Below are 17796 nucleotides of genomic sequence, written 5' to 3' on the forward strand. Positions count from 1 at the left end.
CTAACATTTTTTAACTTTAAACTGCTTAAATAAAAAAACGCCCCGAAGGGCGTCTTTTCAATATAAATTATCGTTTCTCGTACGCGGGGTGTTTCGGATTCACAGGGGGATTCTTATCTAATAGTTTCATCACTTCTTGAATTCCTCTTTCAAGCTGAGGATCAACACCTTTTGCAAGCTGTGCAGGATCGTCTATCACTTCAATATCGGGATCCACGCCGTGTCCTTCCTTAAACCATTTTCCATCCGGGTCGTACATTCTAAATGTTGGAACAGTAATGGTCCCGCCGTCAATTAAACCTGGTGCACCGCTGATACCTATTAATCCTCCCCAAGTTCTTGTTCCAACGAGCGGACCTAATTTTGCTTTTCTAAAATAATCAGGGAATGCGTCGCCACCTGAGCCGCTCCATCCGTTTATCAACATAACTTTAGGACCGAAGTTTGCAAACGGAGGCCATTGCCATGTCATTCCATCTCTAACCGCCCAGAATGCTAACGGCTTTCTATCAAGAAGTTCAATAAAGCGGTCAGGAATTTGTCCGCCGTTGTTGAATCGTTCATCAATTATCAAACCGTCTTTTTTATACTGAGCAGCAAACTGGCGGACTAATTCGTTTTGTCCGTCAATACCTGTACTTGGAACGTAGATGTAACCGATCTTTCCGTTCGTGGCATCTTCAACACGTTTTCTGTTTGATTCAATCCACTCTAAATTTCTTAAACGTGTTTCATCATTAATTGTGTTTACAGTTATTTTTCTCGCGCCATCGAAAGTTGGTTTGCTGTTAATTGTAAGTTCAACAGTTTTGTCTGCCAATCCTTCAAATCCTGTCCATGGATCTTTGGTAACATCGAGCGTTTCACCATTAACTGCAAGTATATAATCGCCTGCTTTAACTTTTAATCCCGGCATCAGAAGAGGTGAGCGGACTTCAGAATCCCATGGAGCGCCGTTAATTATTTTTTTAATTCTAAAAGCATCGCCGGCAATTTCCCAATTGATTCCGAGATAACCGACATTTTTTGTGGGCGCTTCATCCGTATCGCCGCCGCCCCGGTATGTGTGCGAAGAATTTAACTCTGCAATTAATTCTCCAAGAACAAAATTTACATCCCACCTGGTAACACAGTTATCAATTAACTTCCCGTATTGCTCACGCATTTCTTTCCAATCAACGCCATGCATATTCGGATCGTAAAAGAAATCACGCTCAAATCTCCAGACATCATTAAATATTTGTTTCCATTCTTCTTTTGGATTGATTGTCATTTCGAGCTGTGCCGTCGGCATCATCTTTTCCATCTTTTGGGTTGGAGCGATATCTACAACTGAATAATTATTTCCTTTCCCGAGTAGGATTTTCTTTCCATCGGCACTGACCTGGAAATAATCGGCATCATCAATAATTGTTTTTTCTTCACGCGATTCAAGATCGAAATAAACAACAGATTTATTTTTGTTAGCCGCACCTGTATTCGGTGTTCTAAGATAAATTACTTTTCCTGAGACTGCGGCAATACTTCCGTAATTACCGGGGGCTGCGGGCAGAATAACCAAACGGTTCTCAAAATTTTCTAATGTGATCTTTACATCTTTCGGCTTATCCTTAGCATCATCTTTCTTGGTGTCTTTATCATCTTTCTTTTCATCTTTTTTCTCATCCTTCTTCGCATCGTCTTTCTTGGGCTCTTCCTTCTTAACTGAAGTTGTATCATTCTTTGGTGTGAGAGGTGAAAGAACTTCATCATTTAATGTAATTGCAGCGATGTTTGTTGTGTTGGGATAAATGAAAGTGTTGTCTATATCACTGTAAACCGGATTAATATTTCTGTTCGTTGTGAAGTAAAGATATTTTCCGTCAGGATCAAACACAGGGTTTACATCCCCGTAATAACCGGATGTCACCTGGTGTGTTTTGTCTTCGGATACATTATATATATAGATAGCGCCTTTCTGTGTTTCAAGATCACGTGAGTAAGCAAGCCATTTACTATCCGAAGACCAGCTTACGGTAAATCCCTGCAATCCTCCTTGATAGAAGTAGAGCGCTTTATCAACATCATAAGTTTTATCTTTTTCCATGTCATAAATTTTTATTTCCATTGCTTTATCAATGAACGCAAGCATCTTACTATTAGGAGACCAGAACAATTGATATCTATATCCCGGACCATAAGAAGTAAGTTGTTTTTCTTCACTCGGGTTTTCCATATTACGAACCGTTAATTCATATTCGCCGGATTTGTCACTCCAATAAGCAACATACTTTCCATCGGGAGACCATGCTGGATATCTTTCTGCGACACCTGAACTTTTTGTTAGATTATAAATCGGCCCGTTTACTGCCGGGACAGAAAAAATTTCTCCTCGTGCTTCAACAACAGCACGTTTACCATCTGGTGAAAGCCATGCGCTCTGCATCAGGTTGGCAACTTTTTCAACCTTCGGCATCAATGTTAATTCATCGGTTACCAATTTGATATTTACTTCGCGGTATTTTTCGTCAGTAAGATTTAGCAAATAAATTTTTCCTCCATTTTCAAAAACAATATCGGATGGTCCGAGAGAAGGAAAGTGAATATCAAAGTCTGTGAATTTTGTGATTTGTTTATTTTCTTTTGTGTTCAGATCATAAGACCAAATATTTGCACGTAAGTCTTTTCCGCGATCGGAGAGGTAATATATTTTATTTCCGGACCACATTGGGAACTCATCGTTTGTTGTACTGTTGGAAATATTCTCCGCAGTATTTTTTTCAAGATCGAAAATCCAAATGTTGGCATTCCAACCGCCGCGGTATCGTTTCCAAGTTCTGAATGCTTGACTGATCGGTGTGTATGCAATTTTCTTCCCATCGGGTGATAGCGATGCCATTTCGCCGTAAGGTACAGGCAGTTTTTCCGGAAGTCCGCCGTTCATACTAACTTTATAGAATTGATTGAATCTCTGTTTGCCGCTGTTCATCGAAGAAACATACAACAAATTTTTTCCGTCGGGATACCAATCAATTATTCTGTCTGACATTCCGTGATGAGTAACGCGTGTTGGTAAACCACCCATAGTTGGAATTACATAAACATCAAAGTTGCCGTTGTAAATTCCATTGTATGCAATTTGTGAACCGTCGGGAGAAAATTTTGCAAACAATTCCTGTCCGGCAGGTGAGCTAAGTTTTAATGCAGTTCCGCCTTCTTTGAGAACGATCCAAATATCACCACCGTATGTAAATACGATATGTGTTTTGGAAACATCGGGATTCTGCATCATGCGGGCATCTACTTGAGCAAAAAGAGTTAATGAAGTTAGCGCAAATAAAACTATGCAAAGTAATGTGAAGATTTTTTTCATAAGTCCTCTTGTAATGATTAAAAAACTTTAGTGTGTAATTAGACGTGAGAAATTCAAAATTGCCTTTCATTTGGGAAAAATTTACAAAGAAATTTATCAAGATACAGTTGAATAAACGGAGACAGCAGCGTCCATCTAAGTCCGCCGCCTTGGTCTGTTAAACCCAGTCTCCGGATGCAACATAATAATTTCATTTACTAATTTGAAACGTTAAATATTGTTAAGAGACTGTATTAAGAAAAATAATTGATTAACTTCAACTCAATTTTTATAAACCAACTATCAAATAATATTTTTGACAGAGGATAAAATGAGAACACGGTTTCCCTTCACGATCTTTTTTTTATTGTTATTGTTACTCTCAACGCAATTTCTTTTTGCTCAGATTAAAGTAGAGGATAAATCAAGCATCACACATTTGAAAGCAAATCTTCAAGTTCTGGCATCGGATGAATTTGAAGGAAGAGAAACGACAACACACGGAGAGAAATTAGCTTCACTGTTCATCGCTTCTGAACTAGAAAAGTATGACGTGAAACCATACGGAGATAACGGCACATATTTCCAAAATTTTGATCTTCTTTCGTCCGGTTATGCGATCGAATCGAAAATTGCTCTGCTTGATAATTCAGGTTCACCAATTTCCGATTTTGTTCTTGGCGATGATTTTATGAGATCGGGTCGAGGATATGCCGATTCATCTTTTGCAAAACAAACAACCGGAATTGTATTTGCCGGGTATGGTCTAACTCAGAAAGAATACAATTACGATGACTACGCAAATATTGATGTAAAAGGGAAGACTGTTTTAATATTGAGCGGCGAACCACCAAGAGATAAAGTTAATACACCGGACGTAATGATGATGAACTTGTTTAACCCTGATGCAAAAGTAAAACTTGCAAAAGAAAAAGGAGCTGTTGGCGTTTTAATAATTGTTGACGAGCGGTTGAAATCTTTCTGGAACCGCTTTAAGGAGTTTGGCACTCAGCCATCAATTTCTTTTATTTCGAAAGAGCCGCAAGAAGTAGTTAAAAATATTCCGGTTTTTACTGTTGGCGAAAAATTTGTAGAAAAAATATTAACCGGTGAAAAATATTCATACGAAAAAATAAATGAATTAGTGAAAGCGAAAGAACCAGTGCAATCTTTTGAAATAAATAAAAAACTTAGGTATGACGTAAAACCATTTTCGAAAATATTGAGTGCAAGAAATGTTATCGGTCTAATTGAAGGTACTGATCCAAAATTAAAAAATGAATTTATTGTTATCAGTGCACACTACGATCATTTAGGTACGCGAGGCGGTGTTGTAAGCAACGGTGCAGACGATGACGGTTCCGGTACTGTAGCTGTTTTGGAATCAATGCGTATGCTTTCAGCTGAAAGAAAAAACAAAAGATCAGTTCTTGCCATATTTAATACCGGTGAAGAAAAAGGTTTACTTGGTTCAAGATATGCAACAGAGAACGGAAGTTTTATGAAGGATGTAGTAGTTGATATTAATATGGATATGGTAGGACGGGAAAATATTGATTCACTTCACTGCATCGGTTCGAATAAATTAAGCACAGAATTCGGTAATCTTGTAAAAGAAGTAAATGCAAATACGGTTAAATATAATTTGAATTATAAATATGATGATCCGAATGACCCCAACCGTTTTTACTCACGCAGTGATCACTATAATTTTGCGAGAAAAGGAATTCCTGTGGTTTTCTTTTTTGATGATATGAGAGTTGATTACCACAAACCGACTGATGATGTTGATAAAATTAATTTTGAGAAAATATTGAAAACAGCAATACTTTCTTCAAACATTGTACTACAGGTTGCAAATCTTGATCATAAATTGGTAGTTGATAAAAAGCCCGAAGAAGAGCAACCCCGCCAAAGACGCCAATAATGAATGTTTATAATCTATTAATTAAGTCCTCATTTTGAGGGCTTTTTTATTTATTAATTTTTTTTGAAACTTTTCTATTGCTATGCCGTCTTATCTATCGTATATTTGCGATGAACGATAAAGGAAACAAGTATGGCTAAATCGAAAGAAGAAGAATTCACTGCTGAGGAATTGCTTCTTGCAGATACAGCAAAAGCGCTTTCGCACCCGGCAAGAATAAAAATATTGAAAATTCTGGCAGAGAAAAACATTTGCATCTGCGGAGACATAGTTGAGATTCTTCCCCTTGCGCAGGCAACCGTATCTCAACATCTAAAAGAATTAAAACGAGTGGGATTTATTCAAGGCGAGATTGAAGGACCAAAAACTAATTACTGTTTAAACTACGGCTTTTTGAAAAAAGCCTGTGAATCATTTAAAAATATTTTTGACAAAATAAACAAAGGAGAAAATTTATTATGCAGAACGAAAAAGAAATAAAAGAAATGGTAAAAGAGAAATATGGAGAGATTGCGAAACAATCTGGTTCATGCTGTGGACCAACTTCTTGCAACGGCACTACCGATAATAAAATTGTAGGATATACAGTTATGCAGGATAATTACAACCACCTTGACGGATACGTTGCCGATGCTGATCTTGGTTTGGGTTGCGGACTTCCGACCGAATTTGCCGGCATAAAAAAAGGTGATGTTGTTGTTGATCTTGGCAGCGGTGCAGGAAACGATGTTTTTGTTGCACGCGCATTAGTTGGCAATGAAGGCAAAGTAATTGGAATTGATATGACGCAGGAGATGATTGATAAGGCAAATAGAAATAATGTAAAACTCGGCTACAAAAATATTGAATTCAAACTTGGCGAAATTGAAGCACTGCCTCTGCCAAATTCCATTGCCGATGTTGTTGTTAGCAATTGTGTTTTGAATCTTGTACCAAGCAAACAAAAAGCATTTGCAGAAATTTATAGAATACTAAAAGACAACGGACATTTTTGCGTTTCTGATATAGTGATCAAAGGAGAATTACCGGCTAACTTGAAAAAATCTGCAATGATGTATGCCGGATGCGTCGCAGGTGCGGTTCAACATGATGAATATTTAAAAATAATTAAAGAAACCGGTTTCAAGAAAGTAGAAATTAAAAAAACAAAAGTAATTGACTTGCCTGATGAAATCTTAAAAGATTATTTACCTGAAGCGACACTTAAACAATATCGTGAAAGTAAAGTCGGCATTTTTAGTATAACGGTAGTTGGAAGCAAAAGTTAAAAATAATAGAGCACGGACGACGGTGATTGGGCGGATTTTCGCAAACTAATCTGCGGTTACCGGCGTTCCATTATCAAAAAGAATCGGAAGATGATAACTAAACGAATTCTAATTTTATGTACTGGCAATTCATGCAGAAGCCAAATGGCAGAAGGATTTTTGAAATCACTCGATTCTTCTCTCGAAGTTTTTTCTGCCGGGACAAATCCCGCACAATGCGTAAATCCGAATGCGATCAAAGTGATGAACGAAATCGGGATAGACATCAGCGGTGGCAAAACAAAAAGCATTGAACAGTTTATTGACAAATCTTTCGATTATGTGATTACCGTTTGTGACAATGCAAAAGAAACTTGTCCCGTGTTTACGGGAAATGTAAAACACAAACTTCATATTGGTTTTGATGATCCCGCTGATGCAACCGGGACCGAAGAGAAGGTTCTTTCCGTTTACCGGCACGTGCGTGATGAGATAATTGAAGAGTTTACCGCATTCCATCAAAAAATTATTATAGAATTGAAATGACAACTCTTACAAAAAAACTTTCATTTCTCGATCGTTATTTAACGTTTTGGATCTTTCTTGCAATGTTCATTGGAGTTTTTTCCGGTTATCTTTTTCCGAGCATTGTAAATTTTTGGAATTCATTTCAATCCGGTACGACGAACATTCCCATTGCGATTGGATTGATATTAATGATGTATCCACCTCTTGCAAAAGTTAAGTATGAAGAACTCGGCGATGTTTTTAAAAATGTTAAACTATTATCACTTTCACTTGTACAGAATTGGGTCATCGGACCAGTACTGATGTTCTTTCTCGCAATTCTTTTTCTCCGCGATTATCCGGAATACATGGCTGGATTGATTTTGATCGGTCTCGCACGATGTATTGCAATGGTTATTGTTTGGAACGAACTTGCAAAAGGCGATACCGAATATGCTGCGGGACTCGTTGCATTTAATTCCATTTTTCAAGTTCTCTTTTTTTCGATTTACGCTTATGTGTTCTTAACTATTTTCCCGGCATGGCTGGGCTTAAAAACTTTTGCTATGAACATAACAATCAGACAAATTGCAGAAAGTGTTTTCATTTATCTTGGAATTCCCTTCATAACAGGAATTATCACCCGGTTCACTTTTATAAAAATTAAAAACAAAGAATGGTATCAAACAAAATTCATTCCAAAGATTTCTCCAATTACTTTGATCGCTCTGCTCTTTACTATAATTGTAATGTTCTCACTTAAAGGTGAATATATTGTAAAAATTCCACTCGACGTTATCCGCATTGCAATTCCATTGATTATCTATTTCGTGGTAATGTTTCTTGTTTCGTTTTATCTCGGTAGAAAAGTCGGCGCTAATTACGCCAAGACAGCAACACTTTCATTCACAGCAGCAAGCAACAATTTTGAATTAGCTATCGCTGTTGCAATAGCAGTTTTCGGAATCAACAGCGGTGAAGCATTCGCAGCTGTTATTGGTCCGTTAGTTGAAGTGCCCGTTCTAATCAGCCTGGTTAATGTTTCACTTTGGTTACAGAAAAAATATTTTTAAATAATAGTACGCAGATTAAAAAGGTCAAAACAAATCTGTTTTAATCCTTTCGATCAGTTAAATCTGAGTACCATTCCTTCAGCATCTTACCTTTTATTAATTTAAATTTGCATCACAGTTCAATCACCGTAAGTTAAAAAATGCTCAGGTCTAAACTTTTTACTACGTTAAAAATTATACAAAAGAATAGTTTTTTGTAGATGCTACCGCCGGTATAATTGTTGGAATTGTTGCGCTGCTATTAGCAATTGCTACCATAATGAAGAATGATTAATTTTAAGTGCTATTCCCGCGTAAGCGGGAATCCAGAAAAGATAATTGATAACAATTTTTAGAAAAACAAATTGGATCTTAACACAAAAGATATTTCCCATTTGCTGATGATGTCTGATAAGGAAGTTCAGCAATTAATAAAGAAGAAAGAGGTTCCTTTCCAATTTCTTCAAGATAAAGTTGTGTTTAATAAACAACAAATTATCGAATGGGCGTTGGGGCGGAATCTTCCTATAAACGTTTCGGGACATAAAAAATTAAGCGAATATCGCATTGAAACAGTTAGCACTCTGCTCGATAAGGAATCATTCCATTATAAATGTGAGCTAAGTGAATCTTCTTACATCGAACAAATGGTTTCGCAAATTGATTTTGAAAAAAATGTTGACCGTGAAATTATTATTCAACTTTTGAAAAGCCGGGAATCAATGATGAGCACTGCAATCGGAAACGGAATTAGTCTGCCTCATCCGCGCGTTCCGCTTATGGTCGGGAAAAATAAACCACTGATAAATTTTTTCTTCGCTAATAAACCACTTGACTTAAAATCTATAGACGGCAAACCGGTTCATACTTTAATTCTTCTTATCTCGCAAACAATTAAGCAACACTTGAGTCTAATTGCACATTTGGGTTTTCTACTTTCGAAAGAAACGTTTCGTTTCGCATTGGAGAACCGGCTTGAGTATAAAGAGATATTAGACATTATCAAAAAAATTGAGGAGACAAGAAACAAAGCTCAATGAAGGATTTAATTGATTCCGGAAGTGTTTTATTCATTGCGGCATTTGTAATCCAATTACTCGCAATTGTTTTTCTTTTCATTAAGAATGAGCGCAAAGCATTATTTTCAACAAACATCGTTCTGCTTATCGGTTTGACTCTTGGACTAATATCAACTTTATCTTCGGCACTTTTTTCTTCTGTCGAAATTTCATCAAAAAACATATTTTCTAATTGGATTCGTCTCGATGGATTGAGTATTTACTTTTTATTTATTGTTCAGCTGGTGGCAATTCCAACTACCATTTACAATTTTTCATATCTTCAACATTACATTGAGCAAAAAAAATCAATAAAAAGTTTTGTAACACTTTATGTCATACTACTAATCTCAACTCAGTTTATAGTAATCGCAAACCAAGCGATTGTATTTTTGGTAAGCTGGGAAGTGATGAGCATGTCCTCCTACCTTGCAATGCTTTTAGAAAAAGAAAAAAAAGAAGTTCAACGGGGGAGTTTCTATTATTTCGCCGCTTCGCACGTTTTAATTTTTATTCTTTACATCTTTTTCTTTTTACTTCATCATCAAACCGGAAGCTGGTTCTTCAGTGATTATCATCTTTCGTTTTCGATCGGCGTTGTTGTTCCAATAATTTTCATTTTATCTTTTATCGGTTTTGGAATTAAAGCGGGATTTATGCCGTTTCATTTTTGGCTTCCGCAAGCACATCCAATTGCTCCCACCGTGTTGAGCGCATTTCTTTCCGGTGTAATAATCAAGATGGGTATTTACGGAATACTAAGAACATTCCTTTTCATCAAGCCGGTTCCGGAATGGTGTGGCTGGTTAGTGCTGGGTGTTAGTATGATTAGCGCAATATTTGGTGTTTGGTATGCGCTTGCCCAACACGATATTAAACGATTGCTTGCGTATCACTCGGTTGAAAATATTGGAATCATTGGAATCGGGATTGGAATTGGATTCATCGGCTCGGCAAATAATCTACCGGCAGTTGAAGTTTTGGGATTTGGCGGAGCGCTTCTGCACACCTTGAATCACGCAATATTTAAAAGTCTTTTGTTTATAGGCAGCGGAGTTGTCTATCAAAATCTTGGAACAAGAAATATTGAATTGATGGGCGGACTCGTTCACCGCGCAAAATATATAGCTTTATTTTTTCTGATTGGCTCGGTTGCAATCAGCGGCATTCCTCCATTCAACGGATTCATATCAGAGTTCATTATTTACATCGGCTTTTTCAAAACGGCGAACGAGTTAAAAAATTATTACCCAATTATTATGTTGATGTTTGTAGTCGGATTAGCGTTTGTCGGTGGATTGGCAGTTGCTTGTTTTACAAAAGTGAACTCAATTATGTTTTTGGGAAGCGAACGAAAGGTAGTAAAACATTTCCACACTTCAATTTACGATTATATCTCACTCGGAATTTTTGCTTTGCTCTGTATTGTGATTGGATTTTATCCCCAACCTTTTGTTGGAGTAGTTAATAAAGTTATCACTAACGATTTTATTAAGGGAAATTCTTCTTCAGCATTGGCCAATATTGATTGGCTCTACTTCACTGTGATTTTCTCCTCTATTGCACTTGGTGTTTTCGTTTTGTATCTGATAAAAATAAAACTCGAAAAGAGATACGGAAGAAGAACTTCAGCAGCTTGGGGCTGTGGATATGAAAACCTAAATCCTCGAATGCAATATACTGCTTCATCATTTGCAGACGAACTGAACACAATTCCCAAATCTGTTTTAGTATATCACAAAAAAGTTGAAGTTTCTGAAACCGCATTTCCGTTACTGTCTAAGTTTGAAAGTCATTCAAAAGATTTTGTTGATAGCAAACTTGTCTTGCCCTCGTTCAACTTTTTGAGATCGCTGGTTACAAAAATAGAATTCTTAAGCCAGACAGATATTCGTTATTACATCGCATTTATTTTAATCATTATATCAATTTATAGTTTGATAGCGTTTTTATGGGTATAGAAATCCTACAAGGAATTATTTCGATAATTGTAATTTTGGGAATTGCGCCTTTGTTTGCCGGAATGGTAAACAAACAAAAAGCGATTTTAACAGGAAGGATTGGCGCTCCGATTTGGCAGCCATACTATGATTTACAGAGACTTTTTAAGAAAGAAACTATCAACGCAGCTAATTCTTCTTTTATCAGTCGCGTTTCTCCAATATTAAATCTAGTTACTTTGATTATAGCTGCAGCAATGCTTCCCGTTGGATTTTGGAGACCGCTCATAAGTTTTAACGGGGACATAATTTTATTCGCTTACATTTTAGGACTTGCAAGATTCTTGCAGATCTTGGCGGCGATGGATATCGGAAGCTCATTTGAAGGAATGGGCGCGGCACGAGAAGCAACATTCGCATTATTCGCCGAGCCGATTTTCTTTTTTACAATCGGAAGTATCTCATTTGTTAGCGGATTAACTTCTCTCTATAATATTTATCATTCAATACAGCTTACTAATATTTCCTATGAAGTTTTTATTATAATATGTTCAATTTCTGTTTTTATGCTTGCGGTTACCGAGTGCTCAAGGATGCCGGTTGACGATCCGAACACACATCTCGAACTCACAATGATTCACGAAGTTATGATACTTGATAATTCCGGCTTTGATTTATTCCTTTATCAATATTCGAGTTATATAAAATTATTCATCTATGCTATTCTTGAAATATCATTTTTCTATCCGTTCAGCAAGCAAAGCTATCTAGTTGGCATAATAATTTTTATTACTGGAAGTATCGGCCTTACTTTTGCTTTGGGAATAGCCGAAACGATAACCGCGAGATATAGGATGAAAAATATCCCGCAGTATTTGTTGTTTGCAACCGCAATTGGAATATTGAATTTACTGATTTATACTTTTACGAAATGAGTTAGTTATGGAAAATGTTTTAAGCATACTTTTTTGTCTATCGCTGTTTTATGTCGTCGTTACGTCACGCGTAAAAGCATATGTTACTGTTTTGCGAGCACAAGGAATAATATTGTCAGTCTTACTAATGATTCCGTTCATTTATCATTTTTCAATCTTTGGAATAATTCTTCCGGCAACGCTTCTGCTTGTAAAAGTTTTTCTCATACCACGTTATATTAACAAAGTCATTCTGGATCTCGATATTAAAAGACGAATAGAACCAACAATACAACAAATGGTATTTTTGCCTATAGTTATTGCATCAATGATCGTCATCTTTCTTGCCTCAAACATTCTTTCGAAAAACACTGAATTAGACGTTATTCCATTTGCGTCCGGCTTCTCGGCAATAGTTATTGGCATCTACATAATTATATTTAGAAAAAAACTTATAGTTCATGTTTGCGGATTTTTAATTTTAGAAAACGGAATATTTTTATTTGGCACCGCGGTAGCTTCCGAACTGCCGATGATGATCGAGTTAGGAACATTGCTTGATGTATTCGTAGTTGTATTTTTAATGGGTATTGCTTTGAATAGAATCAGCAACACTTTTGAAGGATTTGAGGTAACGCATCTCGGGAGGTTGAAAGACTGATGTTCGAATTTTCCATTTTTATATTACTTCCTCTACTAACCGCCGGATTTTGTTACTTCATAAAAGATTTGCGAATACAGTATGGCGTTTCTTTAATTGTCGCTCTATTGCATCTTGGTTTATCGCTATTAGTTTTTCTTGGATTTTATCACACACAACTGCCGACATTTTTTAGTGTTGATTCGCTCAGTAAGTTTTTTCTTCTGATCCTTTCGAATGTTTATTTCTGGGTTGTGCTTGTTTCATTTTCATATTTGAAAAGACCGGTAAAACCCAAAGCAGAGGAAGGGAAAAAATACTATTTCTTACTAATAAATTTTTATTTAACCGCAAACTCCGCTGCTATGCTCAGCAACCATTTTGGAATGTATTGGGTTGCCGCAGAAGCAACAACATTAAGTGTAGCTCCGCTAATATATTTCTACCGAAACGAAGAAGCACTTGAAGCAATGTGGAAGTATCTGTTTTTGGTTTCAGTAGGAATTGCATTTGCATTCATCGGGATATTATTATTAACACTTTCCGCCAAAGGAACAGGGCTCGAAGGGAAACAATTATTCTTTTGGGAATTTATTCGTAACGCAACTCAACTAAATCCAATTTGGTTGAAGGCGAGTTTCATTTTCATCTTTGTTGGATTGAGCACGAAAATTGGAATTGCACCAATGCACTCCGGTGATATTGACGCTACGAGCAACGCGCCAAGTCCAATTGCTGCCTTGATGTCCGGCTCTCTGCGTTTAACTGCGCTTCTTGGTGTGATGAGAATTTTTCAAATCATTCGTCCGACATCTTCTTACGAGTTTGCGAAAATCCTTCTCATCATTGGTGCGTTACTATCGCTCTTTGTTGCGTTCGTATTTATGTTCAAAGTAAACAATTACAAGCGGATGCTTGCATACTCAAGCGTTGAGCATCTCGGGCTTATCTCGCTGGGTTTGGGAGTTGGCGGATTAGCATTTATCGGAGCGATGTATCACGCATTTTATAATTCGATCGCAAAAGTTGTTCTTTTTCTTACGGCGGGAAATATTCACCGCAATTATAAATCGCGTGAAGTTGAAAAAGTTAGATCGGTATTAAATTTAATGCCCAAGACGGGATGGCTCTTTCTGCTCGCATTTTTAGCAATTTCCGGAATCCCTCCGTTTGGAATATTTTTCAGTGAAATAAAAATCTTCGAAGGAATTCTTTTTTCCAACAAGCCGTATTTGCTCGCACTCGTGATGTTCTTCCTGCTATTCATCTTTGTGAATATGGGCAAAATTATTTTTACGATGCTCTACCAAAAAGGAGAGGATGAAAAACAGCAAACCGAAACAGAAAAATTTGAACTCACTCATTTTATTGCGATTATCTTATTGATTTTATTAGCTGCAATAGCAGTTGTTTCACCGGATATTTTATATACAAATATAATTAACATCACAAAAGATTTTGGTATGAATTTATGAAATTGCTCGAAGTTCAGAATAATCAGTTATTCGATAGAGATGCAATTCACTTTTTAGAGAAAGATGAATTTCGAAATTCTGTTTCTGAATTGATGAATAACGGGAACAGAATGATTGCACTTACTCCGGTTGATAAAAGTGATCCACATAAAATTATTGCAGTTCTCGCCGATTCAAATTCATCAATGATTAATATTGTCGGCGGTGATTTTAGTAAGGGTAAACTTGAATTTGAAAGCTGGGCGAATGAATTTCCACAAACACATTATTTCGAATGTGAGCTTTCGGAAAATTATGACTATGTACCGGTCAATCATCCTTGGCTTAGACCGGTAAGAAGACAGAATGTAATTCTGGGAAAGAAGCCTTATAATTTTTTCAAATTGGAAGGCGAAGAAGTTCACGAAGTTGCAGTTGGACCAATTCATGCAGGAGTAATTGAACCGGGGCATTTCAGATTTCAATGCCACGGCGAACTTGTTTATAATCTTGAAATTAATTTAGGTTACCAACACAGAGGAGTCGAAAAACTTTTTCTACAAGCAAATCCGAATCAACGAATAATTTTATCTGAATCAATTACCGGCGATACAACTATCGGCCATACTTTTGCTCACTGCAATGCAATCGAAAGTTTATCACAAACGCAATTGGGCTTACGCGCAGAAGTTGTTAGAACTATTGCCGCTGAAATAGAAAGAATAGCAATGCATTTATCGGGGCTTGGCGGTGTTTCTAATGATATTGGATTTGCTTTACCGGCTTCTTCATATGGAAGACTGCGCACGCTTGCTATTAATAGTCTGGCTTCGATATGCGGGTCAAGATTTGGACGCGGATTGTTTGTGTATGGCGGTGTTCGTTTTGATCTAAATGATGAAATAATAAAAACAGTAATAAAAAATCTTAAGATTATTCAGAAGGATGTTCAGCAGATTAACAAATATTTATTCTCATCAGTTGGCGCTTTATCACGATTTGAAGAAACCGGGATAATTGGAAAAGAGTTCGCTCAAAGCGTCGGCTTGGTCGGTCTATCCGCACGTTCTTCCGGACTTGAAGAAGATGTTCGCATTCAGTTTCCATACAGCGCGTATCGTTACAACCCAATTTCTATGATAACATTATCAACCGGAGATGTATTTGCTCGCGCTCGTTTGCGTGCATTGGAAATTGATGAAGCATTACGATTTATTTTTGACCAGATTGAAAATCTTCCTCAAGGAGAAATAAAATCTGAAACCGGAAATATTACAGCAAATTCCGGAGTAATTTCAATTATCGAAGGTTGGCGCGGTGAAATTGTTCACATCGTATTTACAGATGGGAAAGGGAATTTGTTGAATTACAAAATCAAAGATCCTTCATTCAATAATTGGTATGGACTAAGTTTGGCTTTGCGGGAAACTGCTATTTCAGATTTTCCACTTTGCAATAAAAGTTTTGATTTGTCATATGCTGGTCATGATTTATAAAAACAATTTTGTAGAACAGATTAGTAATCAGTTCTACCTTTATGAATAATTATGAATGACGCAATAAAAATAAGAATACTTCAGGGCGATCCAATAGTTCACGATGTAAGAAATGTATCTCTGCCAGAACTATTTCGCGGATTACCAACCATAGAAGACAAAGCTTGTCCCGATGGCTGTAATAAATGCGTAGAAGTCTGTCCAACAAATGCAATCAAATTAAACCCGGTAAGTATTGATTTGGGTTTGTGTGTCTTTTGTCCGTTATGTGAAGAAACTTGTCCCGAAAAAATAATTCACTTTACAAACAACTATCATTTAGCGGTTGACAGAAAGGAAAAATTAGTTGTAACAAAAGAAACAAAAATTATTTCTCCGGAAAAGGCATCTGAGAAAATCAGAAAATATTTTGGTAAATCATTAAAGCTGCGGCAAATATCTGCCGGCGGATGTAACGGTTGTGAGCTTGAGCTGAATGCACTTAGTAACGTTAACTTTGATATGGGCAGATATGGAATTGAATTTGTTGCCTCGCCGCGTCATGCCGACGGGGTAGTAATTACCGGGCCACTTACGCAAAATATGGCAAAGGCTACAAAGATTTGTTGTGAGGCAGTCCCAAATCCAAAAATAATAATTCTTTTTGGCGCGTGTGCAATTTCGGGTGGCATATTTCAAAACTCATTGGAATTACAAAGAAAATTTCTCGAAGAAAATAAAATAGACCTTTTCATTCCCGGCTGTCCGCCGCACCCCCTTACTTTTATAAATGGTTTGCTGGATTGGTTGGATAAAATTTGAAAATTTGTATCCAAGCAATCAAACTTGTTTTAATTTTCCCTTCAGCAAATTTCAAAATATAGTTTTAACTTAGAGCTACGGATTCAATAATTAGTCAAACTACAATTAAACCCGGGTTGCAAATGGCTGAAACTGCAGAAGCAAAAAAATCAATGTTCCGCTCCTTCCCCAAAAACTTCTGGACAGTAATTACAATGGAATTTTTCGAACGCGGTTCTTATTACGGTGTAAGATCTATTCTTTCGGTTTATCTTGTTCTAAGTGTTGCTGAAGGCGGTTTGGGTTTTTCTAAAGAAAGTGTCGGAGTAATTACAAGCACGTTCCAGCCGCTGCTCTATTTACTTCCAATCGTTGCCGGGGCAATTGCAGACCGTTTCGGTTACCGTGCAACATTAGTTTTTGCTTTCGCTGTTATGAGTCTAGGTTATCTGCTCACCGGATTTATGACTTCTTATTCTCTCGTCTTTGCAAGTTTGATCTTTATGGTTGTAGGAGCCGGAACATTTAAACCGATCATCTCCGGAACGATTGCACGTGTTACTGATAAATCTAATTCCACTTTAGCATTCGGAATTTATTATTGGTCTATTAATCTCGGCGCATTCATCTTTCCGTTAATACTTGTGCCGATGTTAAAACAAATTTCTTACTCGTATGTTTTTGTTATGGCTGCAGTAGGAACGGGCTGGCTTCTTCTTTTTAATCTTCTTGTTTATAAAGAACCAAGCAAACCGGCAAATTCAAAACCGCTCTCTCAAGTATTAACTGAAGCGGCGCTTGTTCTGAAAGATTTCAGATTCATTTTGATGATCGTAATCTATTCCGGCTTCTGGATTTTATATTTCCAGCAGTTCGATTCTGTCCTCTGGTATTTCAAAGATTATGTAGATAAAACTCCGATCAACAATTTTGTTAATTCTATTCTGGGTTTATTCGTTTCAAATCCAAATTGGAAATTTGATGTTGAACATGTAACCGTTATTAATGCGGGCACGATAATCCTTCTTCAACTTCTCATTTCAAAAATTGTGAAGAACACAAAAGCGCTGCCTACAATGATCACCGGAATCGTTTTAGGAACTATTGGCATTGCAATACTTGCAATATCAACTCATCCGTTCGTTTTCATTGCGGGTATTTTTATTTTTTCCATCGGTGAAATGACGGCTCATCCAAAGTTTATAAGTTATGTTGGATTGATTGCACCGGAAGATAAGAAAGCACTTTATCTCGGCTATTCATTTTTATATGGAGTGATAGGAAGCGGAATCGGCGGAATACTCGGCGCAAAGTTGTATGTTCATTTTGTAGATAATTTGCATAATCCAACTATACTATGGTTAGTTTTTGCTTCGATTGGTGTTGCTACAATTATTGGATTACTTTTGTTTAATAAATTTCTTGCACCTAAAACGGTTGATGCTTAATC

14 protein-coding genes are annotated in these 17796 nt (G+C 36.9%); 13 read left to right on the forward strand and 1 reads right to left on the reverse strand.

Annotated features, from left to right (window positions below; translation table 11 throughout):
• Positions 1-67: 67 nt before the first annotated feature.
• Positions 68-3352, reverse strand: coding sequence for a PDZ domain-containing protein (locus tag NTZ27_11085; protein MCX6175285.1), 3285 nt, complete (start codon positions 3350-3352; stop codon positions 68-70).
• 310 nt (positions 3353-3662) lie between these two features.
• Here NTZ27_11085 and NTZ27_11090 point away from each other — a divergent pair, with 310 nt between their 5' ends.
• The 13 genes from NTZ27_11090 (at position 3663) to NTZ27_11150 (ending at position 17794) form a co-directional block, all read left to right on the forward strand.
• On the forward strand, positions 3663-5258 hold the full coding sequence (locus NTZ27_11090; GenBank protein MCX6175286.1) for a M20/M25/M40 family metallo-hydrolase: 1596 nt from the start codon (positions 3663-3665) through the stop codon (positions 5256-5258).
• Between the two features lie 132 nt (positions 5259-5390).
• Entirely contained in the window at positions 5391-5738 is a 348-nt protein-coding gene (locus NTZ27_11095; GenBank protein MCX6175287.1) for a metalloregulator ArsR/SmtB family transcription factor, read from the forward strand.
• Positions 5717-6526: an arsenite methyltransferase gene (locus tag NTZ27_11100; GenBank protein MCX6175288.1), complete on the forward strand. Its 810-nt coding sequence runs from the start codon at positions 5717-5719 to the stop codon at positions 6524-6526. The genes NTZ27_11095 and NTZ27_11100 overlap by 22 nt, the downstream gene beginning before the upstream one ends.
• A gap of 90 nt (positions 6527-6616) precedes the next feature.
• Positions 6617-7051 carry an arsenate reductase ArsC gene (locus tag NTZ27_11105; GenBank protein ID MCX6175289.1) on the forward strand — a complete coding sequence of 145 codons (435 nt, stop codon included), beginning with the start codon at positions 6617-6619 and terminating at the stop codon, positions 7049-7051.
• Positions 7048-8085, forward strand: a complete 1038-nt coding sequence (gene arsB, locus NTZ27_11110) for an ACR3 family arsenite efflux transporter (GenBank protein ID MCX6175290.1) — start codon at positions 7048-7050, stop codon at positions 8083-8085. Before NTZ27_11105 ends, arsB begins: the two co-directional genes overlap by 4 nt.
• 344 nt (positions 8086-8429) lie before the next feature.
• Complete coding sequence (locus NTZ27_11115) at positions 8430-9104, forward strand: PTS sugar transporter subunit IIA (GenBank protein ID MCX6175291.1); 675 nt, start codon at positions 8430-8432, stop codon at positions 9102-9104.
• On the forward strand, positions 9101-11083 hold the full coding sequence (locus NTZ27_11120; protein ID MCX6175292.1) for a proton-conducting transporter membrane subunit: 1983 nt from the start codon (positions 9101-9103) through the stop codon (positions 11081-11083). Before NTZ27_11115 ends, NTZ27_11120 begins: the two co-directional genes overlap by 4 nt.
• Entirely contained in the window at positions 11074-11997 is a 924-nt protein-coding gene (locus NTZ27_11125) for an NADH-quinone oxidoreductase subunit H (protein ID MCX6175293.1), read from the forward strand. Before NTZ27_11120 ends, NTZ27_11125 begins: the two co-directional genes overlap by 10 nt.
• Before the next feature lie 7 nt (positions 11998-12004).
• Positions 12005-12637 (forward strand): hypothetical protein, encoded by a 633-nt coding sequence (locus tag NTZ27_11130; GenBank protein ID MCX6175294.1) that lies wholly within the window; start codon positions 12005-12007, stop codon positions 12635-12637.
• On the forward strand, positions 12637-14091 hold the full coding sequence (locus NTZ27_11135; GenBank protein ID MCX6175295.1) for a proton-conducting transporter membrane subunit: 1455 nt from the start codon (positions 12637-12639) through the stop codon (positions 14089-14091). The genes NTZ27_11130 and NTZ27_11135 overlap by 1 nt, the downstream gene beginning before the upstream one ends.
• Positions 14088-15566, forward strand: a complete 1479-nt coding sequence (locus tag NTZ27_11140) for a hypothetical protein (GenBank protein MCX6175296.1) — start codon at positions 14088-14090, stop codon at positions 15564-15566. Before NTZ27_11135 ends, NTZ27_11140 begins: the two co-directional genes overlap by 4 nt.
• Positions 15567-15617: 51 nt before the next feature.
• On the forward strand, positions 15618-16367 hold the full coding sequence (locus tag NTZ27_11145) for a 4Fe-4S binding protein (protein MCX6175297.1): 750 nt from the start codon (positions 15618-15620) through the stop codon (positions 16365-16367).
• Positions 16368-16489: 122 nt separating this feature from the next.
• Positions 16490-17794, forward strand: coding sequence for an MFS transporter (locus tag NTZ27_11150; GenBank protein MCX6175298.1), 1305 nt, complete (start codon positions 16490-16492; stop codon positions 17792-17794).
• Positions 17795-17796 lie beyond the last annotated feature (2 nt).

The sequence above is a fragment of the Ignavibacteriales bacterium genome, from assembly GCA_026390775.1.
Classification (GTDB): domain Bacteria; phylum Bacteroidota; class Ignavibacteria; order Ignavibacteriales; family Melioribacteraceae; genus Fen-1258.